This is a genomic window from Methylobacterium sp. 1973, assembly GCF_040545035.1.
Classification (GTDB): Bacteria; Pseudomonadota; Alphaproteobacteria; order Rhizobiales; family Beijerinckiaceae; genus Methylobacterium; species Methylobacterium fujisawaense.
In genome coordinates this window covers 138,855-164,929 of sequence record NZ_JBEPLA010000009.1, presented here as the reverse complement: position 1 = coordinate 164,929, position 26,075 = coordinate 138,855, and the positions used below count along the sequence as shown (strand labels likewise).

The following is a 26,075-nucleotide window of genomic DNA, read 5'->3' as shown; positions in this document are numbered from 1 at the left end:
CCGGCCCATCGCGCCCGGCTGATCCGGATGTGCTGAACCGATCAATCAGAATGTCGCCTCAACGCCCTGTCGTATCGAGACAATCTTGCTGAACCCCGTGGGCTCTAGCCCGTCGGTGCCAGCATCGTGCCGAGCCCCGGATCCAGCGGCACGTCGATCCGGCACTGGAGGCCTTGGGGCTCGAAGGCGAGATCGACCGTGCCGGCGAGCTCGCGCCGCACGCCGCCGGCGATCAGCCGCGTCCCGAAGCCGACCCGGGTCGGCGGCTGCACCGGCGGGCCGCCGCTCTCCTCCCAGCGGAACCGCAGATGTCGCGCGCCCGGCGCGAGCGACCACGTCACCCGGACGCGGCCCTCGCGGACCGAGAGGGCGCCGTACTTGGCGGCATTGGTGGTCAGTTCGTGGATGGTCATGCCGAGCGCGAGCACCTCGCGGGGGCTCAGCGAGACGTCCGGACCGTCCAGGCGGATCTGGTCGCCGCCGGTCCGGTAGGGGCTGAGTTCGTTCTCCAGCACCTCGCGCAGGGACGCCCCGCTCCAGTCCTCGCGGGTCAGGAGGTCGTGGGTCTTCGACAGGGCCAGGATCCGCGCCTCCAGGACGTCCGCGGAGCCGCGGGACTGGCGGGCGAGGGCCTGGACGGTCGCCAGGGTGTTCTTCACCCGGTGGTTCAGTTCGTGCAGCATCGTGCCCTGCTGCGCCTGCAGGGCGCGCCCGTTCTGGATCTCCGCGTGCAGCGCGGCGGTGCTGCGCTGGAGGGTGCCGGCCATGGCGTCGAGCTTGCTGCCGAGGCGTTCGAACTCCGTGGCGCCGCGCAGGCCGGTGCGGGCGGCGAGATCACCGGCCTGCCAAGCCGCCGCGATGTGCAGGAGCCGCTCGACCGGACGGCGGATGAAGAGCCGCCCGGCCACGAGGGCGGCGGCCAGCGCCAGCGCCGCCCCGAGCGCGATCAGCACCAGCCCGCGGCGCGTGGCGGCGTCGATATCCGCGAAGGCGGCGGCATGGTCGCGCCCGACCACGACGCGCACCCCCGCCAGCGGGCCGTCCGGCGTTGCGGCCGCGATGATCCGCAGGCGGCCGTCGAGCCCCTCGGCAACGCGGACTTCGCTGCCCTGGATCTCCCGCATGGCGCGCTGGTCGGGCGGGATCGGCTTGCCGATCCAGGCGGCCTCGTCCGGACGGCGGGCGATGATCAGGCCGTCGCGGTCCGTGACGGTGATCGCCGTCTCCGCTTGATGGAGCGTCTGTTCCAGATGATCGGAGAGCCAGTCGAGGTCGACGGCGGCGAGGAGGACGCCGGTGGGGGCCGCCGTCGCGTCGCCGGCATGGACGGCCCGGGCGAAGTGGATCGAGGGCCGCCGCGTCTGGAGGCCGACCGCGTAGCCGCCCACCGCGTAGCCGCCCGTCTCCAGGGCGCGGCGGTGATAGGCGCGGTCGCGGCTCGTGTAGGAGCCCGCCGGGGAGCCGGCACTGTCGCAGAGCACGGCGCCTTCGGGATCGGTGAGGGCGATCAGCAGCACGTGCGGCAGCCGGGCGGCGGCGCGCCGCAGGTAGGCGGTGCAGGCCGCCGGGTCGCGGGTCTGCACGGAGGCATCCCCGGAGATCAGGTCGAGAGCCTGCTGCATCCGCTCGGAAATCTGCGCGAAATCCTCCGCGACGTCCCGCGCGATGGCGCGGGCCTCGGCCCGCACGGCCGCGTCGCGGCTCGCCCGCAGGGCGACCTCGTTGTAGCCCTGGATCGCCAGCGCCGGGGCGAGGGCGAGCAGGACGAGCAGCAGGATGCGGGTCGTCAGCGACAGAGGCAGCGAGAGAGGCGGCGGCGGCGGTAGCGACGGCGGCGGCGCGGCGGGGCGTGGGACGCGGAGCGGCATCGGCGGTCAGTCGCGACCGGCGATCATCGCCCGCACCCGGGCGGCCAGCACCTCCACGGAGAACGGCTTGGTGATCATCTGCATCCCCGGTTCCAGGTGACCGGTGCCGAAGGTCGCGTTCTCGGCATAGCCCGTGATGAACAGGACCTTCAGGTCCGGCCGGTGCGGGCGGGCCGCCTCCACCATCTGTCGGCCATCGAGGCCGCCGGGTAGGCCGACATCGCTGATCAGAAGGTCGATCCGGCCCGGTCCCCGCAGCAGGGCGAGCCCCGCCCGGGCGTCCGCGGCCCGGACCGCGGTGTAGCCGAGGTCGGCCAGCACCTCGACGATCAGGTCCCGCACCACCGGCTCATCCTCCACCACCAGCACGGTCTCGCCGCGCGCCGCCCGGTGCAGCACCGTGCGATCCGAGGCCACGGATTCGGGCTCCGCGACGCCGCGGTGGCGCGGCAGATAGAGCGTGACGGCGGTGCCGCGCCCCGGCTCCGAATCGATCCGGACATGCCCCTCGGACTGCCGGGCGAAGCCGTAGATCATCGACAGGCCGAGGCCGGTGCCCTGGCCCAGCGGCTTGGTCGTGAAGAACGGATCGAAGGCCCGGGCGGCGACCTCCGGGCTCATGCCGGTCCCGGTATCGCTGACGCGGATGCTCACGTAGGAGCCCGCCCTCGCGCCGGCCTCCAGCCTTGCGTCGGCGTCGCCCAGGCGGGCGTTTCCGGTCTCGATCACGAGGCGGCCGCCCTCCGGCATCGCGTCCCGGGCGTTGATGGCGAGGTTGAGGACGGCGTTCTCGAGCTGGTGCGGGTCGCACAGGGTCAGCCACAGGTCGGCCGCCGTGACCAGGGCGAGTTCCACCCGCTCGCCCAGGGTGCGGCGCAGGAGCTCCTCCATGCCGGCGATCAGCGGGTTGGCGGCGGTCGGCTGCGGCGCCAGGGGCTGGCGCCGGGCGAAGGCGAGCAGCCGGTGGGTCAGGGCCGCCGCCCGGTTGGCCGATGCCATGGCGGCGCCGGCATAGCGCTCGATCGCGTCGAACCGCCCCTGCCGGATGCGGGTCTGCATCAGCTCGAGGGAGCCGATGATGCCGGTGAGCAGGTTGTTGAAGTCGTGGGCGATGCCGCCGGTAAGCTGACCGATCGCCTCCATCTTCTGCGCCTGCAGGAGCTGTTCCTCGGCGCGGCGCTGCTCGGTCAGGTCCCGCCCGACGATGTAGAACAGCCCGGCCCCGGGCTCGGGCACCGCGGTCCACATCACGACCCGGCGGTCGCCCGCGCGGGTGAGGACGCGGTCGACGAAGCCCGTCACCCTCTCGCCGGCGGCGAGCCGCCCGACCACCGCGGCGGCCTCGGCATGGTCGTCCGGATCGATGAACGTCGCGAACGGGCGTCCGAGGAGCTCGGCCTCGGTCCAGCCGAGCATGCGCGCCCAGGCCGGGTTGACGCTCTTGAGAAAGCCGTCGAGCCCCGCCGTGCCCATCAGGTCGTTGGTGGTCTCCCACAGCCGGTCGCGCTCGCGGGTGCGCTGCGTGACCTCGGAGAGCAGCGTCGCCTCGACCTCCTTGCGGTCGGTGATGTCCTGGACGAACACGTGGAAGCCGTCGACCGCCCCGCCGGCATCGCGCCGGGGCAGATAGCGGATCTCGGCATCCCGGTGGCGCCCGTCCGCGTGGGGCCACGCCGCCTCGAACAGGACGGCCTCGCCGGCGAGCGCGCGCTCGATATAGGTGCGCCGCAACTCGGCATTCGCCGGAGTCAGGAGCGCACGCACGTCGCGGCCGACGATCTCGGAGGCCGGGCGGAAGAACCAGTCCTGATAGGCCGCATTGGCGAAACGGTAGATGTAGTCCCGGCCGATGAAGGCGATCAGCACCGGCAGCGCATCGGTGATGAGGCGCAGCTCGCGCTCGTTGGCCTCGGCGAGCCCCTCTGCGGCCTTGTGGTCGGTGATGTCGCGCACCGCGCCGACGAACCGGACCGCACGCCCCGCGCCGTCCCGCTCGAACGCGCCGCGCCAGGCGATCCAGCGCTCCGCGCCGGTATCGGCCCGCCGGATCCGGTAGGCGACGTCCCGCGCGGCGCGGCCGGCCGCGCGGTCGGCCCGCCGGGCGATCAGGCCGGCATCGTCCGGGCTGACGAGGCTGGCGATGACGTCGACGGGGAGCCGGTCCTGCTCCGGCAGCCCGTAAAGGCGAAAGAAGTTCGGCGTCCCGTGGACGGTGTCGCTGGCGATGTCGATGGTGAAGACGCCGACGCCGCCGGCCTCCTGGGCCCGGCGCAGGCGGCCCTCGGAGGCGCGCAGAGCCGCCTCGGCCCGGGCCTGCGCGCCGATCTCGGTATTGACCCCGAACCAGCGCGCCACCCGTCCGGTGGCGTCCCGCAGGGGCACGATCCGGGTGAGGAAGGGCCGGAACACGCCGTCGGCGCCCCGCAGGGGGAAGACCATCTCGAACGGTTCGCCGGTGGCGATCGCAGCGGCCCAGACCGCCTTGACCCGCGGCAGCTCGGCGGGATCGTGGACAGCCTGCCAGCCCCACCCCGCCATCGCCTCCTGGGTGGTGCCGCAATAGTCGAGCCAGCGGCGGTTGTACCAGAACAGGTAGCCGTCGCTGCGGGCGAGCCAGCACAGGATCGGCAGGTGGTCGGCGAGGTTGCGGAACTCGGCATCGTCGAGCCGTGCCGGGTCGGGATCGGGAAGGGTCGCGTCGATCCGCGCGGGCGCGCGCCAGAAGGCGCGGCCGAAGGCGGTCTCGTCCGCCGGTGCGACCGCGGCGTCTGTCTCCGCCCGGGCCGCGAGGGCGGCACGCAGGCCTTCGACCTCGTCCGCGAGCGCACGGTTGCGCTGCCGGAGATCCGCGACCTCGTCCACACTCATGAATCGCCGCCGGATCGGGCGGACGCGATCGACACGCGCGCGCAGGCGGATTCGAGAGCGGGATGCGGTGCCATACCGGCGTTTTTGCAGAACCGGCCGGCCCTTGCCAGTGCGCCGCGGGATCCGGGCGCCGGAAGCGTGGGCTGGATCGTCTCAGCGCCCGCGGGGGCGGCCGGCCTGCGGGCGCAGGTACAGGAAGCTGCGCTCGCCGGTAGCGGCTTCGGCCACGTGCTGGATCGTGTCGAGCAAGTCGGCCACGGCCTGCGGCGCGGCCGGACGGAACCCCGCCTTCGGCTCGACCCAGCGCTTCTGCGTGCGTCCCGCGGCGATCTGAGCTTCGCTCAGCGCGTCGAAATCCCGGCGTCGGGTCATGGTTGTGCCCTCCGCCTGGGATTCTGTCGGCGGTATGGTTGACGAAAGGTTAACGCAGGATGCGCTCCGCGAGGGGACAGCGCGCCGCATCTGCCGACCGGCTTGATCCAAGACCCAGCCCCCTCTAAACAACAAAAACTGAGGTAAATCAATAGATTAGTGTGATTATAAACTGCAGCCTCCGGGACGGCGCGGGACTCAGACCAGCGTGTGGGCCGCGGTGACCGGATCCGCCGGCCCCGCCATCGGCACCCGGGTCGTCGACGCCCTGGCCGGGCTGCGGCCGCTGGCGCCGTTCTTCTGCCTGTACGTGACCTTCGGGGCCACGCTCGGCTTCCTGTCCGGCGGGGCGCCGCTGATCCTGCGGGCCCGGGGCGTGGAGCTGGCCGAGGTCGGCCTGCTGCAACTGATCAACCTGCCGGTCGGGCTGACCTTCCTGTGGGCGCCCGTCCTCGACCGGCTGCGCCTGCCGTTCCTCAGCCATCGGATCGGCTGGATCGTGGTCGCGCAGGCCGCTTCGGTGCTCCTGCTGGTCGCCCTGAGCTTCGGCGAGACCTGGCCGCTCCCGGCGCTGCTCGCCCTGGCGATCGCCGCCTGCGCCTGCGTGGCGACCATGGACATCGCCCTCGAGGCGCTGGTGGTCGAGACCGTCCCGGCGGACGAGCGGGCCTACGTGGCCTCGGCCAAGCTGTGTGGGGCCTCCCTGGGCGGGATCCTGGGGGTCGGCGTGCTGGTCGGCTCCTACGACAGCCTGGGCTGGCACGGGGCGGTCCTGGCCTGCGCGGCGCTCGACGCCCTCTGCCTGCTGCCGATCCTCGGCTACGGGGAGGCGCGCCTGCGCGGGGCCGGGCAAAGCCTGGAGCGCGGGTCGGGCGCGCTGGCGCGTCTGCGCCGCCTGGCCGGACGCGTGCTCGTCCTCGGAGCCTATTTCGCCGCCTCCTATCTCGTCGCCGGGCCCAACACCCTGGCGCTCCTCGATCTCGGCGTGTCGCTCGGGCAGGTCGGATCGCTCACCGGCACCGTCCTGCCGGCCGTGAACCTGGTGATGGCCCTGGCGGCGGGGGGCTTGGCCGCGCGGTTCGGCACGGTCCGGCTGATCGCCGCGGGCGCCCTCGGCGTCCTGGCCTCAGGGGGCCTGATGGCCGTCGCCTGCGCCGGCCGGATGGCGGATCTCGGAATCGCCGCCACGGTGCTCAGCTTCGTCGCGGGCGGCTTCCTGGGCGTGCCGGTCTTCAACATGATCTACCGGTGGGCCCAGGGGCCGAGGCCCGCCACCGACTACGCGCTGCTGTTCGGGGCCGCCTTCTTCGCCGCCATGCCCCTGCGGGTCGCCGCTCCGGCGCTCGCCGGCTGGGTCGGCTGGCCGGGCTACTTCGCCGCCAGCCTGCCGCTCTACGCCGCCGCGGTGGCGTGGCTCGCCGTCGCGGTGGGCCGGACCCTGCGGGCCGACGGGGTGGCGCGATGATCGCCGAGGTCGCCGCGCAGATACCCGACTCGCTCGCGGCCTATCGGGACGGCGTCGCGGACGGTCCCGGCGGCCCGGAGGCGGTGCCCCTCGGTGCCCTGCGCGACCCGGACGTGTTCGACGCGACGCTGGCGGCCTTCGGGGCCGGGTTCGGCGCGGAGTTCCAGACCGCGGATCCGCGGATCCGGGTCTCGTACTGGAGCCAGTTCTACCTCGCGGCCCTGGCGACGCCGGCGCTGACGGCCCTGGTCCGCCTCGGCCGGCCGCTGCCGCTCGCCTTCGATGCGATGCGCCTCGAACTCGACGCGGCGGGGCGGCCGTGCCGCTTCCGCCTGCCCGCGGACGGGTCCGGCTGCGCGGGCTGCCCGGCGCCCGGCCTCACCGGGCTGGTGGAGGCGCATCTGCGCCCGTTCGTGGAGCTGTGCCATGCCCGATGTGGCATCGCCCCCCGGATCCTCTGGGGCAACGCGGCGGTGATCCTCGACTACGTCGCCCGGGAACTCGGGACCCCGCTCGGGGACGGGGGCGGGGACGGGGCGGGGGCCGGGGCGCCCCCCGCCTGCGCCGCCGCCTGTGACGACGTCGCGGCCTGCCTCGGATGGCGTCCGGGCCCGGGCTGCGCTAGGAGCCCCCTGGCGCAGGCGCTCTGTCCGGGGACGTCGGGGTGCCGGCGGCGGCGCGTCTGCTGCCTGCGCCAGCGCCTGCCGGGGGTGCCGTCCTGCGGCGCGCTCTGCCCCGTCGCGTGCGCCGCCCCACGCTGATCCGAGCCGCGCGATGCTGAAGGCCTTCCTCGCCTATTACCGGCCGTACCGGACGCTGTTCCTGGTCGATTTCGGCTGCGCGGTGCTGTCCGGCCTGCTCGAACTCGGCTTCCCCATCGCCGTGAAGGGCTTCATCGACAGCCTCCTGCCCCGGCAGGATTGGGGCCTGATCCTGCTCGCCGCCGCGGCGCTGGCGCTGGTCTACGTGGCCAATGCCGGCCTGATGGTGGTGGTCACCTACTGGGGCCACGTGCTCGGCATCAACATCGAGACCACCCTGCGGGAACGGGCCTTCGACCACCTGCAGAAGCTCTCCTTCCGCTTCTACGACGGCCAGAAGACCGGCCACCTCGTCGCCCGGGTGACCAAGGACCTGGAGGAGATCGGCGAGGTCGCCCATCACGGGCCCGAGGACCTGTTCATCGCCGTGATGACGCTGCTGGGCGCCTTCGCGCTGATGCTCACGGTGCACGCGCCGCTGGCGCTGATCACGGCGGCGATCCTGCCGCTGATCGCCTTCGTGTCGATCCGCTACGGCGGCCGCATGACCCGCAACTGGCAGGCCCAGTACGGCCGGGTCGGGGCCTTCAATGCGCGGATCGAGGAGAATGTCGGCGGGATGCGGGTCGTGCAGGCCTTCGCCAACGAGCCCCACGAGCGCGCCCTGTTCGCCCGCGACAATGCCCGCTACCGCGACACCAAGCTCGAGGCCTACCGGCTGATGGCGGCGGGCCTGTCGATCAACTACCTGGGCCTGCGCCTCGTGCAGATCGCCGTGCTGCTCGGCGGCGCGGCCTTCGTGGTCCGGGGCGACCTGACGCCCGGCGGCTTCGTGGGCTTCCTGCTCCTCGTCGGGGTGTTCTACCGGCCGCTGGAGAAGATCGGCGCCGTGGTCGAGACCTACCCGAAGGGTGTGGCGGGGTTCCGCCGCTATCAGGAGTTGCTCGCCACCGCGCCCGACATCACCGACCGGCCGGAGGCCCGCGCGGTGGAGTCCCTGCGGGGCGACATCGGCTTCGAGGGGATCGGCTTCGGCTACGGCCCCGGGCGCCCGGTCTTCGCCGGCCTCGACCTCACGGTGGCGGCGGGCGAGACGGTGGCGTTCGTGGGCCCCTCGGGGGTCGGCAAGACCACCCTCTGCGCCCTGCTGCCGCGCTTCTACGAGGTCGAGGCGGGCCGGATCACCGTCGACGGGATCGACATCCGCGACATCACCCTCGCGAGCCTGCGCCGGCAGATCGGCATCGTGCAGCAGGACGTGTTCCTGTTCGCCGGCACGATCCGGGAGAACATCGCCTATGGCCGCCTCGACGCCACGGAGGCGGAGATCGACGCCGCCGCCCGGCGCGCCCGGCTCGGCGGGCTGATCGACGGCCTGCCGGAGGGCCTCGACACGGTGGTGGGCGAGCGCGGCGTGCGCCTGTCGGGGGGGCAGAAGCAGCGCATCGCCATCGCGCGGGTCTTCCTCAAGAACCCGCCGATCCTGATTCTCGACGAGGCGACCTCGGCGCTGGACACCGAGACCGAGCGGGAGATACAGCGGGCGCTCGCCGAACTCGCCCGCGGGCGCACGACCCTGGTGATCGCCCACCGCCTCGCGACCATCCGGGACGCCGACCGCATCGTGGTCCTGGGGGAGGGCGGCGTGGTCGAGGAGGGCCGGCACGCGGCCTTGCTCGCCGCCGGCGGCCCCTACAGCCGCCTGCACGCGGCGCAGTTCGGACGGGGCGACCCCGAGACGGGCATCCTCGCGGCGGAGTGAGGCGCCCATACGGGCCGCGGAACGCCGGCCTCGGCCTCCTAGGCCTGCGGCCGCGCCGCGGTCGATTCGCGCACGACGAGGCGCGTGGGAAACAGCCGCTGGGCGAGGTCGTCCGGCGCGCGCGTCCCCTCGATCAGCTCGACCAGAGTCGCGAAGGCGAACCGGACCATGTCGAGGGTCGGGACATCGACCGAGGTCAGGCTCGGGACCGAGTAGGCCCCCTGGGTGAGGTTGTCGAAGCCCACGACGCGGATCTCCGCGGGGACCCGCACGCCGCGCTCGTGCAGCGCCTTCAGCGCGCCGAACGCCACTCGATCGCTGGCGGCCACGATGGCATCCGGCCGGTCTCCTGACCCCGTGTCCGGCCGCTCCAGCAGCGCGCGCGTCGCCCGATAGCCGCCCTCGGACGTGCAGTCGCACGCCACCACGCGGTCGTCGCGCAGCGGCAGCCCCGCCTCCGCGAGCGCGTCCCGGTAGCCGCGGAACCGCTCGGCCCCGGCACGCCACCGCCGACCGTCGCCCGCGCCCGTGAAGAAACAGATGGACCGGCTCCCGGCCTGGATCAGGTGGCGGACGGCGTCGCGGGCCGCGTCGCGCTCGGCCTGCATGGCGTAATGCGTGCCGGGAACGTCGAGGCCGAACACGACGAACGGGAACCGCTTGGCCTGCAGCAGGCCGATCAGCGGGTCGTCCTGGCGGTCGGCGAAGACGACGATGCCGTCGACCCGGGCCTCGCTGACCAGGCTGGCGATCCGGCTCAGGCCGTCCGGGTCGTCGCCGCGGCGACACCGGTGGACCAGGGTATAGCCCTGCTGGTCGGTCACGTACCCGAAGGTCTGCAGGACGAGGCCCTGATCGGCCTCCTCCCTCAGATGGAACGCGGCATCGGCGGGCTGCGCCCCGAGGGAGAACACGCAGGCGATGCTGCGACTGGGCTTCTTGCGCAGGGACCGGGCGGCGAGGCTCGGCACGAAGTCCAGGTCGCGCATGGCCGTCTCGATGGTCTCGCGCGTGGTCCGGGCGACCTTCTCCGGATGGTTCAGGACCAGCGAGACCGTCTGGAAGCTCACGCCGGCCCGTCGGGCGACGTCCTTGATCGTCATCTGGCCCATCCTCACCTCGGGAGCCGGTCTGCCCGGCAGGACGGCGCGCCCGCGCCGGGACGGGCCCGGTGCCGGCTCGTTGGGCCCGCGAATCTAGATCTGTATCGATTGGAGATAAAGCCGCTGGCACGGCAACGAAGACGGGTCGTGTCAGCACTAGACCGGTCGTTTCGGCGTGAAATCCGGTCAATCCCTCAGATTGTCGGCGGCTCCGCCGCGCCGTCCCCGGCCTGGACGGCGCGGTTCGCCAAGCAGGTTTTCCGGGCAGGATTTCCGGGCAGGATCTCCACGCAAGCCCCCAGGCGGAATCGGGGCGTGTCGCGTGGCCTGCCCAATCCACAGGCGTGCCCCCCGCACCCCACCGCGCCGCAGCCGAGGGAAGGAGCGCAAGACGGCCGCCAGACGGCCGGCGTCCGACCGCTGTCGCGTCAGCCGGCCCGGGCGCGCAGCCGCTGCATCAGCCTGAGCAGCACGCCACGGATATGGGATCGGAGGCGGGTGGTCTCGGCCATGGGACGCGGTTCGAAGCGCCGGAGCGCGGCGCCTTGAGAAACACGTCCATCGGACGAGCGTTGCTACGCAAAAAGCGGGTTCGCTCCGGCGGCGATGCCCCGGAACCACCGTCCAAGGGTGTAGCGCGAGACCCGCATCGACGCGCGGCCGCGCCCCGTATGATGACTGCGGATCGTCGACAGAACGTTCTTGATATGCGCCCGCAGCGTGGCTTTGCGGAGCGCGGCTTTCTCGGCGCGCGCGTTGGGCGGATCGGCGGAGGTCGACATGTCAGGGGTCCCGACTCCAAGAGCGCCACCTCAGCAAGCCATCGGACATCGGCGGCGGCGTGCCTGGTTCTTATAATCGATAATTCAATCGAGACTGGGCCGCCTTCGCACAGATACAGGCAAATCCGCGTTTTAAATGCATTAAGGTTTATCCGATCAAAGACCGGTCCCAGTCATATTCCGGACTACGTAGAGAGATCAGGACGACCGCCGGAGGGCGGCAGCAGGGGGGAGGTCGGTGTCCGAACGCTTCTACTTCGACGTCGAGAGCGGCGAGGAAACGATCCGCGACGAAGAAGGCGTCGAGGTCGGCAGCCTGGACGAGGCCCTGGCCGAGGCACGCAGCGTGATCGCCGAGATGGCCGATGAGGTCTGCGCGGCCGATCCCGGCCGCTCCTGGAGCCTGGTGGTGCGCGACACCGCCGGGCGGCCCATCCGCCGGCTTCCGATTCGGCGGTAGCGCCGTGTCGGCGACATCCGACAAGGAGCCCGCCGCGGCAGGGCCGGGCGGGCTGAAGGTGATCTCGTCTCGGAGAAGTGACGAGCGTAGAGACCGGCCGGGGACCGCGCATCCCCCATCCGGATGAGGCGGCCACACGATCCTGCGAGGATTGCGTCGAGGCCCGCGCGGACGCGGATCGGGCCGCCGCATGGATCGCGTCGGCCGCCCGGGACAACCCGGCCGCCATCAGGCCCCGCCGTCCGGGGACGCTACAGCCACAGGGAAAGGCCTTCCACGGCCGCCGGGCCGGTCAGCCCCCGAAGGCGCGGGGCGGCAGGCCGGTCACGCCGACATCGAGTTCGAACAGGGCCCCCGCCGCCGGCACGTGCTCGGCGCCCCGGGCGGCCGAGGTGACGAACAGGCGGTCGAGCCCTTCTCCCGCGAAGGCGCAGCTCGTGATGTTGGGGGCGGGCAGTGGGATCGCCCGCATCAGTCGCCCCTCGGGATCCACGCGGCTGAGCCGGCCGCCGCCCCAATGGGCGATCCAGAGGCAGCCCTCGGAATCCGTGGTCATCCCGTCGGGCCAGCCCCAGGCCTCCGGAAAGCGCAGGAAGGCGCGCTTGCCCGTCAGCGTGCCGTCCGCGGCGAGGTCGAAGGCGTAGACCGTCCGGGCGGCGCTGTCGCTGTGATAGAGGATCCGGCCATCGCGGCTAAAGGTCGGCCCGTTGGCGACGCCGTAGCTCGTGTCCATCCGCCGCCAAGTCAGGTCGGGATCGAGCCGGTGGAGGGATCCTGAAGCCGCGGTCTCGGCCTGATGCATGCTCCCGGCCCAGATCCGGCCGGCGCCGTCGACCTTCGCATCGTTCAGGCGGTTGTCGGGCTCGTCGGGCTCCGGATCGCCGATCGGCGTGATCCGGTCGGCCTCGAGGTCGTAGATCGCGAACCCGCTCTTCAGCCCGACGATGAAGTCGCGCCGGCCGGCGCGGGGGATGATCCAGCCCAGCGGCTCCGGGAACGGATGCGTGCCGGTCTCGCCGCGGGCGAGGTCGAGCCAGTTCAGGGCCGGGGCCTCGATGTCGACCCAGAACAGCAAGCCCCACTCCGGAACCCAGATCGGGCCTTCGCCGAGCCGGTCGCGCCGGGGCCGGTCCAGGATGCGGATCCGCGGGTCCATGGCAGAGCGCTCCCCGATGCCGCCGACGCTCAGGCGCCCGCCGGCCGCGCCGCGGCGGCGGGGCGGCAGCCCCAGAGAGCGTAGAACAGGACGTAGAGTTCGCAGGCGGCGGTGATCAGGAAGGAATGTTGCAGCCCGAACCGGTCCGCCGCCCAACCCTGCACCACCACCAGGGATCCGCCCGCGATCGCCATGATCAGCAGCCCGGCGCCCTCCTCGGTGAGCGGCCCGAGGCCGCGGATCCCCAGGGTGAAGATCGTCGGGAACATGATCGCGTGGAACAGGCCCACCGAGATCAGGGCCCACATCGCCCAGTGGCCGGTCGCGAAGGTCGCCACCAGCATCACCGCGCAGGCGCCGATCGCCGCCCCGGCCAGCACGGTCTCGGCCGCCCGAGCCTGCATCAGGTAGCTGCCGGCGAAGCGGCCGACCATCATGCCGCCCCAGAGCAGGAACAGGTAGCGCGAGGCCTGGGCGTGGGTCAGGTCGCCGATCTCCGGCTGTGAGACGAAGTTGATGAACAGGTTCGACACCCCGATCTCGGCGATCAGGTAGATGAAGATCGCCGGCACGCCGAGCACGAGGTTGCGGTGGCGCCAGAGGGACAGGCCGGCGCGCTCGGCCTTGACGGCCCGGGCCGTGGCGCCGCCGGCGCCGCCCAGGGCGGGCAGCGGGAAGCGGGCGATGATCACGGCGAGACCGACGAGGATCGCCGCCACGATCAGGTAGGGCAGCTGCACCGATTGCGCGTCGGCCAAGCGCTCGGCCGGTGTCAGGATGGTGCCGGCGGCGGCGTTGCCCGCGGCGGAGCGCCCGAGGATCAGGTAGCCGCCGAACAGCGGCGCCAGGGTCGTCCCGAAGGAGTTGAACGCCTGCACGAGGTTGAGGCGCGCCGGAGCGCTCTCGGCCGGGCCGACCACCGCCACGTAGGGGTTCGCGGCGACCTGCAGCAGGGTGATGCCGCTGGCGATCACGAACAGGGCCGTGAGCGTGATCGCATAGGAGACTTGGTGCGCGGCCAGGATCATCCCGAGCGTGCCCAGCGCCATGATGCCCAGCCCCGCCACCAGGGCGCGCTGGTAGCCGACCCGTTCGATCAGCTTGGCCGCCGGGATCGAGGCCACGAAATAGGCGATGAACCAGACGGACTCGATCAGCGTCGTCTGCGTGTAATCGAGGTCGAACACGCTGCGCAGGTGCGGCAGCAGGGTGTTGTTGATGACCGTGATGAAGCCCCACATGAAGAAGAGGCTCGCCAGCAGCGACAGGGCCGGGCGGTAGGCGCCCCGGTCGCGCGCGGCCTCCGCCCCCGTCCGGGGCGCCGTCGTCCCGACGGTCGCGATCGGTCCTGCCATCCGGCGTTGTCCTCTGCGCTCCGGGCCGCCTTGCCGACGGTCCCATGTTGTCCATTTCATTTGTATGAGTATATATCGGATTCGCGGACGTCAACCGCGTCCCCGTCGCGTGCCGGCGCAGGATCGGCGGGACGGGCGGCTTCATCGAGGGGAGGATGCGATGCGTGGAGTGGGACCCCTGGCGCTGTGCGCCTGCGCGGCGATCCCGGGCCTGACCCCGGCTCCGGTCCGGGCGGCCGAGCCGGTCCGGACGGTGTTCGGCACCCTGCCGGACGGCCGGTCGGTGGAGGAGGTGACGCTGACGAACGGCAAGGGGATCACGGCCCGGATCCTGTCGTGGGGCGCGCTCCTGCGGAGCCTCGACGTCCCGGACCGGTCCGGCAAGGCCGCGGATGTGGTGCTCGGCTACAACGACCTCGCCTCCTACCTGACCAAGGGCAGTTATTTCGGCATGAGCGTCGGGCGCTACGCCAACCGCATCCGCGCCGGGCGCTTCACCCTCGACGGCCAGACCTACACGCTGGCCACCAACGACGGCCCGAACGCCCTGCACGGCGGCGCGGCCGGCTTCGACAAGCGGCTCTGGACGATCACCGCGGTCAAGGGCGGCGCGGCTCCGTCGGTCACCCTGCGCTACGTCAGCCCGGACGGGGAGGAGGGCTATCCCGGAACGCTCACGGCCACCGCCACCTACACGCTCGACGCGACCGACACGCTGACGGTCACCTACGAGGCCACGACCGACAAGCCGACGATCGTCAACCTGACCAATCACAGCTTCTTCAACCTCGCGGGTGAGGGCTCGGGCCGCTCGATCCTCGATCAGACCCTGACCATCCCGGCGGAGCGCTTCACGCCGGTCGACGCCACCCTGATTCCCACCGGCGCGTACCTGCCGGTGGCCGGCACGCCCTTCGACTTCCGCAAGCCCGCGGTGATCGGCGCGCGGATCCGCGACGGGCGGGACGAGCAGATCGTGCGGGCGCGCGGCTACGACCACAATTGGGTCGTCACCGACGCGCCCACGGCCGAGCCGCACCTCGTGGCGCGGGTCGAGGATCCGGAATCGGGCCGGATCCTCGAGGTGGCGAGCAACCAGCCGGGGGTGCAGTTCTATGCCGGCAACTTCCTCAACGCGACGGTGGTGGGTAAATCCGGCCTCGCCTACCGGCAGTCGGACGCCCTGGCGCTGGAGCCGGAACTCTTCCCCGACACGCCGAACCAGCCGGCCTTCGGCTCCGCCCGGCTCGACCCCGGCAAGACCTACCGGAACGTGATCGCCTACCGGTTCTCGACCAGCCCCGCTCACCGGACCCAGAAATGACCGACCGACCGATTGCACGGCCCCTGCGCTCCCGCGCCTGGTTCGACAACCCCGACAATATCGACATGACGGCGCTCTACCTGGAGCGCTACCTGAACTTCGGCCTCAGCCTGGAGGAGCTGCGCTCGGGCAGGCCGATCATCGGCATCGCCCAGACCGGCTCGGACCTGTCCCCGTGCAATCGTCACCATCTCGTCCTCGCGGAGCGGATCCGCGAGGGCATCCGCGAGGCGGGCGGGATCGTCCTGGAATTCCCCGTCCACCCGATCCAGGAGACCGGCAAGCGGCCGACCGCGGGCCTCGACCGCAACCTCGCCTATCTGGGCCTCGTGGAGCTGCTCTACGGCTACCCGCTGGACGGGGTCGTGCTGACCACGGGCTGCGACAAGACCACCCCGGCCTGCCTGATGGCCGCCGCCACCGTGAACATCCCGGCCATCGCCCTGTCGGTGGGGCCGATGCTCAACGGCTGGTTCAAGGGCCAGCGCACGGGCTCCGGCACGATCGTCTGGAAGGCCCGCGCGATGCTGGCGGCCGGCGAGATCGACCATGACGGCTTCATCAAGCTCGTCACCTCGTCGGCGCCCTCGACCGGCTTCTGCAACACGATGGGCACCGCCACCACGATGAACACGCTCGCCGAGGCCCTGGGCATGATGCTGCCCGGCTCGGCCGCGATCCCGGCGCCCTACCGCGACCGGCAGGAGGCCGCCTACCAGACCGGCAAGCGCATCGTCGCCATGGTGGCCGAGGACCTGAAGCCCTCCGACATCCTGACCCGCGACGCCTTCCTCAACGCCATCGCGGTCAATTCGGCGATCGGCGGCTCGACCAACGCGCCGATCCACCTCGCGGCGATCGCCCGCCACATGGGGGTCGACCTCGACATCACGGACTGGCAGACCCACGGGCTCGACGTGCCGCTGCTGGTCAACCTGCAGCCGGCGGGCACCTATCTCGGCGAGGATTACTACCGCGCCGGCAGCTTGCCCGCGGTGGTGGCGCAGCTCATGCGCCGCGACCTGATCCGGGAGGGCGCGCTGACGGTCAACGGGCGCACCCTCGGCGACAATTGCCGCGGCGCCGTGATCGAGGACGAGGACGTGATCCGGCCGATCGACCGGCCCCTCAAGGAGGCGGCGGGCTTCCTGGTCCTGCGCGGCAACCTGTTCGACGCCGCGGTCATGAAGACCAGCGTCATCGGCGACGAGTTCCGCGCCCGCTACCTGTCGAACCCGGAGGATCCGGACGCCTTCGAGGGTCCCGTCGTGGTCTTCGACGGACCGGAGGATTACCACGCTCGGATCGACGACCCGAGCCTCGGCATCACCGCGGAGACCATCCTGATCATGCGCGGGGCCGGGCCGATCGGCTATCCCGGGGCCGCCGAGGTGGTGAACATGCGCCCGCCCGCGCAGCTGATCCGGGCCGGCGTGCACGCGCTGCCCTGCCTGGGCGACGGGCGCCAGTCCGGCACCTCGGGCTCGCCGTCGATCCTCAACGCCTCGCCCGAGGCGGCGGCCGGCGGCGGCCTCGCGCTCCTGCGCACCGGCGACCGGGTGCGGATCGACCTGCGCCGCGGCACCGCCGACATGCTGGTCGACGCGGACGAGATCGCCCGCCGCCGCAGCGCCCTGGAGGCGGCGGGCGGCTACGCCTATCCGGCCTCGCAGACGCCGTGGCAGGCGATGCAGCGCGCAGCCGTGGGGCAGATGCACACCGGGGCCATCCTGGAGGGCGCCGAGGCGTTCCAGCGCATCGCCCAGACCCGGGGCGTGCCGCGCGACAACCACTGAGACGAGGCCCAAGCCGGCGGCGCGGACGCCGCCGGCGCCGTCAGGGGCGCATCGCCAGCTCGGTGTCGGCGAGGGCGAGGCGGACCAGCTCGGTCATGGTCTCCCGGGCGGCGGCCGGGTCGCCCGCCACGATCGCGTCGTAGAGGGCGCGGTGGTCGGGCATCGGATCCCGGGGCAGGCCCTGGCGGCGATGCTTGAAGATCGTCGTCCACGTGACCGCGGCGGCGATGGAACTCGACAGGGCCATCAGCGCCCCGTTGCGGGCCGATTCCAGGATCGTGTTGTGGAAGGCCTGGTCGGCGGCCCGTCCGGCCTCGGTGGCGAGGCCGTGGCGGCCCATCTCCTCCAGGGCATGGCCCATCCGGGCGAGGTCGAGGCCCGAGCGCCGCTCCGCCGCGAGCGCCGCCGCCGCCGGCTCGACGATCATCCGCAGCTCGAACAGGTCGCGGATGAAGGACTCGCTCGGCTCCGACTCGAAGGCCCAGGCGAGGATGTCGGGGTCGAGCAGGTTCCAGCGGCTGCGCTGGCTCACGCGGGTGCCGGTGCGCGGGCGGCTCTCGACGAGCCCCTTCGCGCTCAGGATGCGGATCGCCTCGCGATAGGCGGTGCGCGAGACGTTCAATTTCTCAGAGAATTCGATCTCCCCGGGCAGCACGTCCCCGGGAGCGTAGCGGCCGCCAAGGATCGCCACCCCCAGATCGCGGGCGACCGAGCCGTGGATGCGGCGCGAGCCCGAGGCGAGGGGCAGCGTGACGTTCTCCGGACCGCGATCCTGCCTCACTCGTCCACCTCCAGTCCGGGCCACCGGGTCGGTCGGGGCGGGATCGGCGTGATTCTATCCTGAAGTTGTAGGAGCGCAAAGAGGAACACCCCCTGCACCGGAATCGCGGCCGCGCTTGCGGCGGGAGGCGAACTGCCCTAGCCTAATTGTATGAGTAGTGAATCGCCAGGATCCGTGACGATCCGCGGCAGCGTCCTGATCGGCGCCGCCGACGTGACCACAGCCGCGCTCTTCCGGGCCGTGGATCCCGCCACCGGAGCGCCCCTGGAGCCGGCCTTCTCGGCCGCAGGCCCTCGGGAGGTGGAGGCCGCCTGCACGCTGGCGGAAGCGGCGTTCCCGCATTTCGCGGAGACGCCACCAGAAACACGCGCTCGCTGTCTCGAAGCTGTGGCCGAGGGCATCGCCGATCTCGGCGCGCCGCTCGTCGAGCGGGCGATGGCCGAGACCGGCCTGCCGCGGGCGCGGCTGGAGGGTGAGCGCGCCCGCACGGTCGGGCAGCTGCGGCTGTTCGCGGATCTCGTCCGCTCCGGCGCGTGGATCCGGGCGACGATCGATCCGGCGCAGCACAAGCGGCAGCCGCTGCCCCGGCCGGACCTGCGCCGGCGCCACGTCGCGATCGGCCCGGTGGCGGTGTTCGGCGCCTCGAACTTCCCGCTGGCCTTCTCGGTGGCGGGGGGCGACACCGCCGCCGCCCTGGCGGCGGGCTGCCCGGTGGTGGTGAAGGGCCATCCGGCCCATCCCGGGACCGGGGAGCTGGTCGCGCGGGCCGTGCGTGCGGCGGTGGCCACCGGCGGCCTGCCCGAGGGCACGTTCTCCTACCTGCCGGGACCGTCCACGGACCTCGGAAGCGCCCTGGTCGCCGACCCGCGGATCAAGGCCGTCGGCTTCACCGGGTCGCGCGCGGGCGGGCTCGCCCTGATGCGGGTGGCCGCCGGCCGGCCCGAGCCGATCCCGGTCTATGCCGAGATGAGCGCGGTCAACCCGGTCGTGCTCCTGCCCGGCGCCCTGCGGGCCCGGAGCGCGTCCCTGGCGGCGGGCTTCGTCCAGTCGCTGACGCTGGGGGCGGGGCAGTTCTGCACCAATCCCGGTCTGCTGATCGGGATCGCCGGCTCCGACCTCGACGCCTTCGCGGAGGCCGCCGCCGCGGCGATCCGGGAGAGTGTGCCGCACACCATGCTCACCCCGGACATCCGCGACCGGTTCGCGCACGCCGTCGCCGCGCTGGCGGCCCGACCGGGAGTGACGGTCGCGGCGCGCGGGGCGGCCGCCGGCCCGGGGGGCGCCCCCGCCTGCCTGCTGCGCACGGAGGCGTGCCACGTCCTCGCGGATCCGGCCCTCGCCGACGAGATGTTCGGTCCGGCCGCGCTGCTGGTCGCCGCCGCCGACATGGCGGAGGTCACCCGGCTCCTCGAGTCCCTCGGCGGGCAGCTCACCGCGACGTTGCACCTCGACCGCGCGGACGAGCATCTCGCCGCCGGGCTCGTGCCGCTGCTGGCCCGCAAGGCCGGACGGATCCTGGCGAACGGCTGGCCCACCGGCGTCGAGGTCGCCCCCGCGATGGTGCATGGCGGGCCGTTCCCGGCGACCTCGGACGGCCGGAGCAGCTCGGTGGGCACGCTGGCGATCGAACGGTTCCTGCGCCCGGTCTGCTACCAGGACCTGCCCGACGCGCTCCTGCCGCCGCCCCTGCGCCCGGACAATCCCTGGCATCTCGCGCGCCGGATCGACGGCGTTCTCGATCCGCAACCCGGCCGCTGACAGGCCGCCGCGCGACCCTCGACGGCCGCGCGTTCAGGACGACCCGAAGCGGTCGTCCCCGGGAGGACACAGATGGGACGATCACTCCTACAATTCCGCGCCGCCGACGGGCAGCGGGGCGTCGCGCTGCTCGCCGACGGTCGGGCGCGGCGGGTGCTCGGCGTCGACAGCGTGCGCGCCCTGGCGCGCAGAGCTCTCGAGGCGGGGGACGATCTGGCCGCGACGGCGGAGCGGGCGGGACTCGGCGCGCCCGTCGATCTCGACACGGTCCGGCTCCTGCCGCCCATCGACCACGCCGATCCCGCCCACCTGATGCTGAGCGGCACCGGCCTGACGCATCTCGGCTCCGCGGAGGGCCGCGACGCGATGCACCGCGCGGCCGCGGCCGACCCGGCGCCGACCGACTCGATGCGCATGTTCCGGATGGGCGTCGAGGGCGGCAAGCCGGCGCCGGGCGAGGCCGGCGTGCAGCCGGAATGGTTCTACAAGGGCGACGGCTCCGGCCTGGTCGCCTCCGGCGAGCCGCTGGTCTCGCCGGCCTTCGCCCGCGACGGCGGCGAGGAGCCGGAGATCGCCGGGATCTACCTGGTCGACGCCGACGGCACCCCGGTGCGCCTCGGCTTCGCCCTGGCGAACGAGTTCTCCGACCACGTGACCGAGCGCGGCAACTACCTGTGGCTCGCCCATTCCAAGCTGCGCCCGGCCGCCCTCGGCCCGGAGCTGTGGCTCGGGGCGCTTCCCCCGGACGTGCGCGGGACCAGCCGCATCCTGCGCGACGGCGCCGTGCTCTGGGAGAAGCCATTCCTCTCCGGGGAGGCGAACATGTCCCACAGCATCGCCAACCTGGAGCGGCACCACTTCAAATACGCACCCTTCCGGCGCCCCGGCGACGTGCACGTCCACTTCTTCGGGACCGCCACCCTGTCGTTCAGCGACGGCGTCGCGACCCGGCCCGGCGACGTGTTCGAGATCGAGGCCGCGCCGTTCGCGCTGCCCCTGCGCAACCCCCTGGCGGCCGCCCCGCCCACCGATCCGGCTGTGCGGGTGCTCTGAGATGGCGAGCCCGATCCGCATCGGTCTGGTGGGTGTCGGCAAGATCGCCCGCGACCAGCATCTGCCGGTCATCGCCGCCTCCCCGGATTACAGCCTCGTGGCGGTGGCGAGCCGGCATGGCGGGCTCGACGGCGTGCCGAGCTACGGCAGCCTGGAGGCGATGCTGGCGGCGCACGGCGACCTCGACGCCGTCGCCCTGTGCCAGCCGCCGCAGGCGCGGTTCGCGGCGGCCCTGGCGGGGATCGCGGCGGGCCGCCACGTCTTCCTCGAGAAGCCCCCGGGGGCGACGCTGGCCGAGGTCGGGCTCCTGGTCGAGGCCGCTCGGACCCGGGGCGTGAGCCTGTTCGCGAGCTGGCACTCGCGCTTCGCGCCGGGGGTGGAGCCCGCGCGCCGCTGGCTGTCGGGCCGCCGGATCCGGTCGGTGGAGATCGCTTGGCTGGAGGATGTCCGGCACTGGCACCCGGGCCAGGACTGGATCTGGGACGCGGGCGGGATGGGCGTGTTCGATCCGGGGATCAACGCCCTGTCCATCGCCACGCATATCCTGCCGCCGTTCCACCTGACCGGCGCGACCCTGTCGGTGCCGGAGAACCGGCAGGCGCCGATCGCCGCCGACCTGCATTTCGCCGATGCCGCCGGCACCCCGATCCGGGCCCGGTTCGACTGGCGCCAGACCGGGCCGCAGACCTGGGACATCCGGGTCGAGACCGACGACGGTACCCTGGTGCTTTCGCAAGGCGGGGCCGTCCTGACGATCGACGGCCGCGACCAGCCGCTCCCGCCCGAGGCGGAGTACCGCGGCCTCTACGACCGTTTCGCCGCCCTGGTCCGCTCCGGCGCCAGCGACGTCGACCTGAATCCGCTGATCCACGCCGCCGACGCCTTCATGCGCGGCGAGCGCCGCACGGTGGAGGCCTTCACGGACTGACCGGACACGGACTGACCGGGAGGCCCCCTGCGGGACACGAACGCGACAGAGCCAGGCAAGGCCGCGCGGTTAAGGGGGAGTCACATGGGAAAGTATAGGCGATGGGCCGCGCTCGCATTCTGTGCCGCGACGGTCACGGCGGGCGCGTGTCCGGCGGTCGCACAGGTTGAAGCCACGGCTCCGGACGGGGGACCGTCGCTGGTGAATCCGGGGCCGAAGGCGAATCCGGCGCAGAAGGCCCGGTACCGGGCGAACCGCGCCCGGCGGCGGGTCATCCGGGAGGCGCGGAGCTTCTCGGGCGCCAGCAGCGCCGCGGCCAGCCTCGACGTGCAGGGCAGCAGCGCGACGCCGCCCAGCCTGCCGCCGGGCACCCTCGATCTGGGCAACGGGATCAGCATGATCCTGAACTACACCGGCGAGTTCGCCGCCAACCCGTCCGGCGGCATCCGCCAGGGATCGGCCTATGCCGGCCAGATCGCCTTCGGCCTCGACGCCGATCTCGCGCGTCTCGCGGGGATCGACGGCGGCTCGGTCCACACCGTCGTCACCCAGCGCCACGGACGGAGCCTGGCGCAGGATTCCATCGGCTTCGACGGCAGCGTGCAGGAGATCTACGGCGGCGGCCAGACCGCCCATCTCACCCTGCTGTCCTATGAGCAGAAGCTGTTCGACAACCGCCTCGACCTCGAGGTCGGCCGCCTGCTGGCCAACCCGAACTTCCTGGCCTCGCCGCTCTACTGCAACTTCCAGAACAACGCGACCTGCGGCGCGCCGAAGTCCATCTTCAAGCTGACGAACTTCACCTACTGGCCGATCGCCACCTGGGGCGGCCATGCCAAGGCCTGGGTCAACGACAAGGTGTTCCTGCACGCCGGCATCTACGAGGTGAACCCCCGCGACCAGTTGCCGACGCAGAACGGGATCGACTGGTCGACCAACGGCGCTACCGGTGTCCTGGTGCCGGTGGAAGTCGGCTACTCGACCAATTTCGGCAATGACCCGCTGCCGCGCAACTACAGCGTCGGCGTCGTCTTCGACCGGTCGGACTACAAGGATCCCGTGCTCGACCAGCGGGGCGGCGCCCGGGTCTTCAGCGGCCTCGATCCGCTGACCCGGTTCGGCCGCTCGGCGGTCTACGCCCGCTTCGACCAGATGGTCTGGCGGCCGGACCCGAACGGCATCCAGGGCCTGTCGGTCTTCGGCGTCGCGCTCGGCGGGACCGGCGGCCGGCAGACCCAGGATTACTTCCTGGAGGGCGGCGCCGTGCTGACCGGCACCTTCCCCGGCCGGCCCTACGACACCCTCGGCTTCGTCTTCGCCATGGAGAAGCTCTCGCCGCTGGGCACGGCCAACATCCGGGCGGCGCGCACGGCGCTCGGGCTCGGCACCCGGAACGTCGAATCCCTGCAGACCATCCTGGAGCTGAGCTACGGCATCCAGCTCACCCCGGCGGTGCGGCTGATGCCGAACCTGCAATACGTGATCGACCCGGACCAGACCCGCTTCCCGTTCCGTCCGAAGCCGATCCCGGATGCCTTCGTGATCGGCGCGAAGCTGTCGGTGGACCTGTTCACCCTGGCCGGCCTGGCGAAGGGTCCGGGCAGCCAGTGAGCGCGCGAACCCCCGGCGCCCGCAGGATGCGGGCGCCGGTCCTCCATCGCGGCGCCAATCCCGGCTGCCGCACGGCGCGGCCGTCCGGCAGGACCGATGTCCCGGTCGCGCCGACGGCCTCGGCCGGCGCAGGAGCGCGGCGGACGGGGTTTCGCCCTGCGCGCTCCTTCGTGTACGAGACCGGGCTCCGCGTTCCGTCACGCGGTCGGTGGGCTGCCCGCCCGTCGGGCGACGGCAGAGACCTGGACATGGCAGTGACCGATCAAGACGCGGCGCCGGTCTGTACCGGAGTGGCCGGCCTCGACCACATCCTGGACGGCGGCTACGCGTCCCGGCGCTCGCACCTCATCGAGGGCCGGCCCGGATCCGGCAAGACGACGCTGGCGATGCAGTTCCTGCTCGACGGCGTGCGGCGGGGCGAGCGCTGCCTGTACATCACGCTGTCCGAGAGCCGGCGCGAGCTTCTGAACGTCGCCGGGCGCCACGGCTGGTCCCTCGACGGCATCGAGATCTTCGAACTCATCGCGCCGGAACTCAGCCTCGACCCGAACCAGCAGCAGAGCCTCGTCCATTCGTCCGATCTCGAACTCGGCGAGACCATCCGCATGGCGATCGCCGAGATCGAGCGGACCAAGCCGCAGCGCGTCGTGTTCGACAGCCTGTCCGAGATCCGGCTGCTCTCGCAGGGTTCGCTGCGCTACCGCAGGCAGGTCCACGCCCTGCGCAGCTTCCTGCTCATCCAGAACACCACGGCGCTGCTCCTCGACGATCTGACCGCCGAGGCGGACGACCTGAATCTGCACAGTCTCAGCCATGCCGTGATCCGGCTGGAACAGCTCGCGCCGCTGTACGGCGGGGAGCGGCGGCGCCTGCGCGTGATCAAGATGCGCGGCACGCCGTTCCGGGGCGGGTTCCACGACTACGTCATCCGGCGCGGCGGTCTCACGGTGTTCCCGCGGCTCGTCGCGGCCGAGCATCTCGGCACCTTCGCCGACGACCAGTGCGGCACGGGCAGCCCCGAGCTCGACCTGCTGCTCGGCGGCGGCATCGATCGCGGGACCAGCACGATGCTGATCGGCCCGTCCGGCGTCGGCAAGTCGACGGTGGCGCTCACCTGCGTCACCGCGGCGATCGCCCGCGGCGAGAAGGTGCTGATCCTCAGCTTCGACGAGACCACGAACGTGCTGCGCCGCCGGGCCCGCGGCCTCGGCATGCCGATCGACGCCGTAATCGCCTCCGGCGATCTCCGGGTCGAACAGATCGATCCGGCGGAGGTCTCGCCCGGCGAACTCGCCGACATCGTGCAGGAGGCGGTCGAGCACCAGGGCGTGACGACGGTCGTGATCGATTCCCTGACCGGCTATCACAACGCCATGCCGGAGGAGAACTACCTGCTCCTGCAGATGCACGAGTTGCTGACCTACCTGAACCAGCAGGGCGTCGTCACGCTCCTGGTCCTGGCCCAGCACGGCATGATCGGGGCGATGGGCGCCAATGTCGATCTGACCTATCTCAGCGACACGATCCTGCTGTTCCGCACCTTCGAGGCCGATGGCCGGCTGCGGCGCGCGATCTCGGTGGTGAAGAAGCGGACCGGCAGCCATGAGAACGCGATCCGCGAGTTGCGGATCGACTCCGACGGGATCCGCGTTGGCGAACCACTCAGCGCGTTCAGGGGTATCATGACCGGCGTTCCGACATTCGAAGGTGAACGGTCGTCCCTCTTGCCCACCCACAGGGCTGATGACCGACGCTGAACCGCCGGTTCTCCTCTTCACGCCGGGGGGCCGCGACGCCGTCGTCGCCGCGACCATCCTCGGCGAGGGACAGATCGCGTCGCAGATCTGCGGCAGCCTCGCGGAGGTGGTCGCCCGGCTCCACACGGCCGCCTGCGCGGTCCTGACCGAGGAGGCGCTGCTCTCCTCGAACCGGCAGGCGCTGGCGGATTGGATCGCCGCCCAGCCGCCCTGGTCCGACTTCCCGTTCATCCTCCTGCGACTGCGCGGCGCCGAGCCCAACACGCAGTTGACCGACCTCTTGGGCAACGTGAGCGTGCTGGAGCGCCCGTTCCATCCGGCGACCCTGATCATGGCGGCCCGGGCCGCCCATCGCGCCAAGCGCCGGCAGCTCGAGGCGCGGGCCCATCTCGAGGAGCGCGAGCGGACGACGGAGCGGCAGGCGCTCCTGATCCGCGAGCTGCATCACCGGGTGAAGAACACGCTGGCGACGGTGCAGGCGCTGCTCGGGGCTTCGGCCCGGTCCGCCACCACCGTGGACGCGTTCTACGAGGCGTTCTCGGCGCGGGTGATCTCGCTGGCCAAGACCCACAATCTCCTGACCGAGGATTACTGGCAGCAGGCCCCCCTGCGCGAGATGCTGATGAACGAGCTGGGGCCCTACAACGACGTCGAGGGCTCCCGCATCCAGCTGGACGGGCCGCCGATCGACCTGATGGGCGACCTCGCGGTCCCGACCGGCATGGCCATCCACGAGCTGACGACCAACGCGGCCAAGCACGGCGCCTTGTCGGTTCCGGAGGGCTGTATCCGGATCCGCTGGGGTGTCGAGCAGACGCCGGCGGCACGCATGCTCCATCTCGACTGGACCGAACGGGGCGGCCCGTTCACGGAGACACCGACGCGGAAGGGCTTCGGCTCGACGCTGCTGCAACGCGTCCTGAAGCTCCAGTGCCAGGCGGAGATCGCCTTCGATTTCCAGCCGGCCGGCCTGCATTTCACCATGCGTGCGCCGCTGCCCGAGACGCGCGTCGTCCCGACCTACTGAGCGCACCGGTTCTCGAAACCCGGCGGCCCGGATCCGACCGCGGGATGTGCGCTTTCACACAGAAGTGTGGTGCATCCTCCGGCTCAGG

20 protein-coding genes are annotated in these 26,075 nt (G+C 72.2%); 12 read left to right on the top strand and 8 right to left on the bottom strand.

The features are described from left to right. Nucleotides 1-104 precede the first annotated feature (104 nt). The 3 genes from ABIC70_RS18640 to ABIC70_RS18630 all read right to left on the bottom strand — a co-directional run bounded on the left by ABIC70_RS18640 (nucleotide 105) and on the right by ABIC70_RS18630 (nucleotide 5,108). Entirely contained in the window at nucleotides 105-1,868 is a 1,764-nt protein-coding gene (locus ABIC70_RS18640; protein ID WP_354440522.1) for a sensor histidine kinase, read from the bottom strand. 6 nt (nucleotides 1,869-1,874) lie between these two features. Then, nucleotides 1,875-4,736 carry a hybrid sensor histidine kinase/response regulator gene (locus ABIC70_RS18635; RefSeq protein ID WP_354440520.1) on the bottom strand — a complete coding sequence of 954 codons (2,862 nt, stop codon included), beginning with the start codon at nucleotides 4,734-4,736 and terminating at the stop codon, nucleotides 1,875-1,877. 153 nt (nucleotides 4,737-4,889) lie between these two features. Then, nucleotides 4,890-5,108 (bottom strand): hypothetical protein, encoded by a 219-nt coding sequence (locus ABIC70_RS18630; protein WP_043356299.1) that lies wholly within the window; start codon nucleotides 5,106-5,108, stop codon nucleotides 4,890-4,892. Between the two features lie 220 nt (nucleotides 5,109-5,328). On the opposite strand from ABIC70_RS18630, the gene ABIC70_RS18625 reads away from it, so the two are divergent. The 3 genes from ABIC70_RS18625 to ABIC70_RS18615 are packed head-to-tail and all read left to right on the top strand — an operon-like array spanning nucleotide 5,329 to nucleotide 9,096. Then, nucleotides 5,329-6,573, top strand: coding sequence for an MFS transporter (locus ABIC70_RS18625; protein ID WP_075381871.1), 1,245 nt, complete (start codon nucleotides 5,329-5,331; stop codon nucleotides 6,571-6,573). Beyond that, nucleotides 6,570-7,334 (top strand): siderophore-iron reductase FhuF, encoded by a 765-nt coding sequence (gene fhuF, locus ABIC70_RS18620; protein ID WP_354440517.1) that lies wholly within the window; start codon nucleotides 6,570-6,572, stop codon nucleotides 7,332-7,334. Before ABIC70_RS18625 ends, fhuF begins: the two co-directional genes overlap by 4 nt. A 13-nt stretch (nucleotides 7,335-7,347) precedes the next feature. Beyond that, nucleotides 7,348-9,096: an ABC transporter ATP-binding protein gene (locus tag ABIC70_RS18615; protein WP_053610137.1), complete on the top strand. Its 1,749-nt coding sequence runs from the start codon at nucleotides 7,348-7,350 to the stop codon at nucleotides 9,094-9,096. 38 nt (nucleotides 9,097-9,134) lie between these two features. Here the strand turns inward: ABIC70_RS18615 and ABIC70_RS18610 are convergent, their stop codons facing one another. Then, on the bottom strand, nucleotides 9,135-10,199 hold the full coding sequence (locus ABIC70_RS18610; RefSeq protein ID WP_236952898.1) for a LacI family DNA-binding transcriptional regulator: 1,065 nt from the start codon (nucleotides 10,197-10,199) through the stop codon (nucleotides 9,135-9,137). Nucleotides 10,200-10,774: 575 nt separating this feature from the next. After that, nucleotides 10,775-10,981 carry a hypothetical protein gene (locus ABIC70_RS18605; RefSeq protein ID WP_043382414.1) on the bottom strand — a complete coding sequence of 69 codons (207 nt, stop codon included), beginning with the start codon at nucleotides 10,979-10,981 and terminating at the stop codon, nucleotides 10,775-10,777. Nucleotides 10,982-11,219: 238 nt separating this feature from the next. On the opposite strand from ABIC70_RS18605, the gene ABIC70_RS18600 reads away from it, so the two are divergent. Then, nucleotides 11,220-11,441: a DUF6894 family protein gene (locus ABIC70_RS18600; protein ID WP_043382412.1), complete on the top strand. Its 222-nt coding sequence runs from the start codon at nucleotides 11,220-11,222 to the stop codon at nucleotides 11,439-11,441. 292 nt (nucleotides 11,442-11,733) lie between these two features. On the opposite strand, the gene ABIC70_RS18595 is transcribed toward ABIC70_RS18600, so the two are convergent. Next, complete coding sequence (locus ABIC70_RS18595; RefSeq protein ID WP_354440514.1) at nucleotides 11,734-12,597, bottom strand: SMP-30/gluconolactonase/LRE family protein; 864 nt, start codon at nucleotides 12,595-12,597, stop codon at nucleotides 11,734-11,736. Nucleotides 12,598-12,626: 29 nt separating this feature from the next. After that, nucleotides 12,627-13,952, bottom strand: a complete 1,326-nt coding sequence (locus ABIC70_RS18590) for a sugar MFS transporter (RefSeq protein ID WP_053610134.1) — start codon at nucleotides 13,950-13,952, stop codon at nucleotides 12,627-12,629. 160 nt (nucleotides 13,953-14,112) lie between these two features. Here ABIC70_RS18590 and ABIC70_RS18585 point away from each other — a divergent pair, with 160 nt between their 5' ends. Then, a complete protein-coding gene (locus ABIC70_RS18585; RefSeq protein WP_354440512.1) occupies nucleotides 14,113-15,276 on the top strand; it encodes an aldose epimerase family protein in 1,164 nt (387 codons plus the stop codon). Beyond that, nucleotides 15,273-17,072 (top strand): IlvD/Edd family dehydratase, encoded by a 1,800-nt coding sequence (locus tag ABIC70_RS18580; RefSeq protein ID WP_053610133.1) that lies wholly within the window; start codon nucleotides 15,273-15,275, stop codon nucleotides 17,070-17,072. The genes ABIC70_RS18585 and ABIC70_RS18580 overlap by 4 nt, the downstream gene beginning before the upstream one ends. Before the next feature lie 40 nt (nucleotides 17,073-17,112). On the opposite strand, the gene ABIC70_RS18575 is transcribed toward ABIC70_RS18580, so the two are convergent. Beyond that, nucleotides 17,113-17,853: a FadR/GntR family transcriptional regulator gene (locus ABIC70_RS18575; RefSeq protein WP_043756504.1), complete on the bottom strand. Its 741-nt coding sequence runs from the start codon at nucleotides 17,851-17,853 to the stop codon at nucleotides 17,113-17,115. 150 nt (nucleotides 17,854-18,003) lie between these two features. On the opposite strand from ABIC70_RS18575, the gene ABIC70_RS18570 reads away from it, so the two are divergent. The 6 genes from ABIC70_RS18570 to ABIC70_RS18545 all read left to right on the top strand — a co-directional run bounded on the left by ABIC70_RS18570 (nucleotide 18,004) and on the right by ABIC70_RS18545 (nucleotide 25,987). After that, nucleotides 18,004-19,611: an aldehyde dehydrogenase (NADP(+)) gene (locus ABIC70_RS18570; protein ID WP_502916026.1), complete on the top strand. Its 1,608-nt coding sequence runs from the start codon at nucleotides 18,004-18,006 to the stop codon at nucleotides 19,609-19,611. 72 nt (nucleotides 19,612-19,683) lie between these two features. After that, nucleotides 19,684-20,664, top strand: a complete 981-nt coding sequence (gene araD1 / locus ABIC70_RS18565; RefSeq protein WP_182592969.1) for an AraD1 family protein — start codon at nucleotides 19,684-19,686, stop codon at nucleotides 20,662-20,664. Nucleotide 20,665: 1 nt separating this feature from the next. Further along, a complete protein-coding gene (locus tag ABIC70_RS18560; protein ID WP_075379945.1) occupies nucleotides 20,666-21,592 on the top strand; it encodes a Gfo/Idh/MocA family protein in 927 nt (308 codons plus the stop codon). An 84-nt stretch (nucleotides 21,593-21,676) separates the two neighbouring features. Next, the gene (locus tag ABIC70_RS18555) at nucleotides 21,677-23,203 is read left to right on the top strand and encodes a carbohydrate porin (RefSeq protein WP_182592968.1); all 1,527 of its coding nucleotides are present in this window, start codon (nucleotides 21,677-21,679) and stop codon (nucleotides 23,201-23,203) included. A 248-nt stretch (nucleotides 23,204-23,451) separates the two neighbouring features. Next, entirely contained in the window at nucleotides 23,452-24,960 is a 1,509-nt protein-coding gene (locus ABIC70_RS18550) for an ATPase domain-containing protein (protein WP_043355227.1), read from the top strand. Next, on the top strand, nucleotides 24,947-25,987 hold the full coding sequence (locus ABIC70_RS18545) for a sensor histidine kinase (RefSeq protein WP_043355225.1): 1,041 nt from the start codon (nucleotides 24,947-24,949) through the stop codon (nucleotides 25,985-25,987). Before ABIC70_RS18550 ends, ABIC70_RS18545 begins: the two co-directional genes overlap by 14 nt. The last annotated feature ends 88 nt before the right edge of the window (nucleotides 25,988-26,075 follow it).

What these genes read in the sequence shown, in the direction of transcription:
- ABIC70_RS18640 (WP_354440522.1), bottom strand. Translation starts at nt 1,868, where the DNA reads ATGCCGCTCCGCGTCCCACGCCCCGCCGCGCCGCCGCCGTCGCTACCG.
- ABIC70_RS18605 (WP_043382414.1), bottom strand. Translation starts at nt 10,981, where the DNA reads ATGTCGACCTCCGCCGATCCGCCCAACGCGCGCGCCGAGAAAGCCGCG.
- ABIC70_RS18585 (WP_354440512.1), top strand. Translation starts at nt 14,113, where the DNA reads ATGCGTGGAGTGGGACCCCTGGCGCTGTGCGCCTGCGCGGCGATCCCG.
- ABIC70_RS18635 (WP_354440520.1), bottom strand. Translation starts at nt 4,736, where the DNA reads ATGAGTGTGGACGAGGTCGCGGATCTCCGGCAGCGCAACCGTGCGCTC.
- araD1 (WP_182592969.1), top strand. Translation starts at nt 19,684, where the DNA reads ATGGGACGATCACTCCTACAATTCCGCGCCGCCGACGGGCAGCGGGGC.
- ABIC70_RS18580 (WP_053610133.1), top strand. Translation starts at nt 15,273, where the DNA reads ATGACCGACCGACCGATTGCACGGCCCCTGCGCTCCCGCGCCTGGTTC.
- ABIC70_RS18615 (WP_053610137.1), top strand. Translation starts at nt 7,348, where the DNA reads ATGCTGAAGGCCTTCCTCGCCTATTACCGGCCGTACCGGACGCTGTTC.
- ABIC70_RS18610 (WP_236952898.1), bottom strand. Translation starts at nt 10,199, where the DNA reads ATGACGATCAAGGACGTCGCCCGACGGGCCGGCGTGAGCTTCCAGACG.
- ABIC70_RS18570 (WP_502916026.1), top strand. Translation starts at nt 18,004, where the DNA reads ATGAGTAGTGAATCGCCAGGATCCGTGACGATCCGCGGCAGCGTCCTG.
- fhuF (WP_354440517.1), top strand. Translation starts at nt 6,570, where the DNA reads ATGATCGCCGAGGTCGCCGCGCAGATACCCGACTCGCTCGCGGCCTAT.
- ABIC70_RS18555 (WP_182592968.1), top strand. Translation starts at nt 21,677, where the DNA reads ATGGGAAAGTATAGGCGATGGGCCGCGCTCGCATTCTGTGCCGCGACG.
- ABIC70_RS18595 (WP_354440514.1), bottom strand. Translation starts at nt 12,597, where the DNA reads ATGGACCCGCGGATCCGCATCCTGGACCGGCCCCGGCGCGACCGGCTC.
- ABIC70_RS18560 (WP_075379945.1), top strand. Translation starts at nt 20,666, where the DNA reads ATGGCGAGCCCGATCCGCATCGGTCTGGTGGGTGTCGGCAAGATCGCC.
- ABIC70_RS18550 (WP_043355227.1), top strand. Translation starts at nt 23,452, where the DNA reads ATGGCAGTGACCGATCAAGACGCGGCGCCGGTCTGTACCGGAGTGGCC.
- ABIC70_RS18630 (WP_043356299.1), bottom strand. Translation starts at nt 5,108, where the DNA reads ATGACCCGACGCCGGGATTTCGACGCGCTGAGCGAAGCTCAGATCGCC.
- ABIC70_RS18545 (WP_043355225.1), top strand. Translation starts at nt 24,947, where the DNA reads ATGACCGACGCTGAACCGCCGGTTCTCCTCTTCACGCCGGGGGGCCGC.
- ABIC70_RS18590 (WP_053610134.1), bottom strand. Translation starts at nt 13,952, where the DNA reads ATGGCAGGACCGATCGCGACCGTCGGGACGACGGCGCCCCGGACGGGG.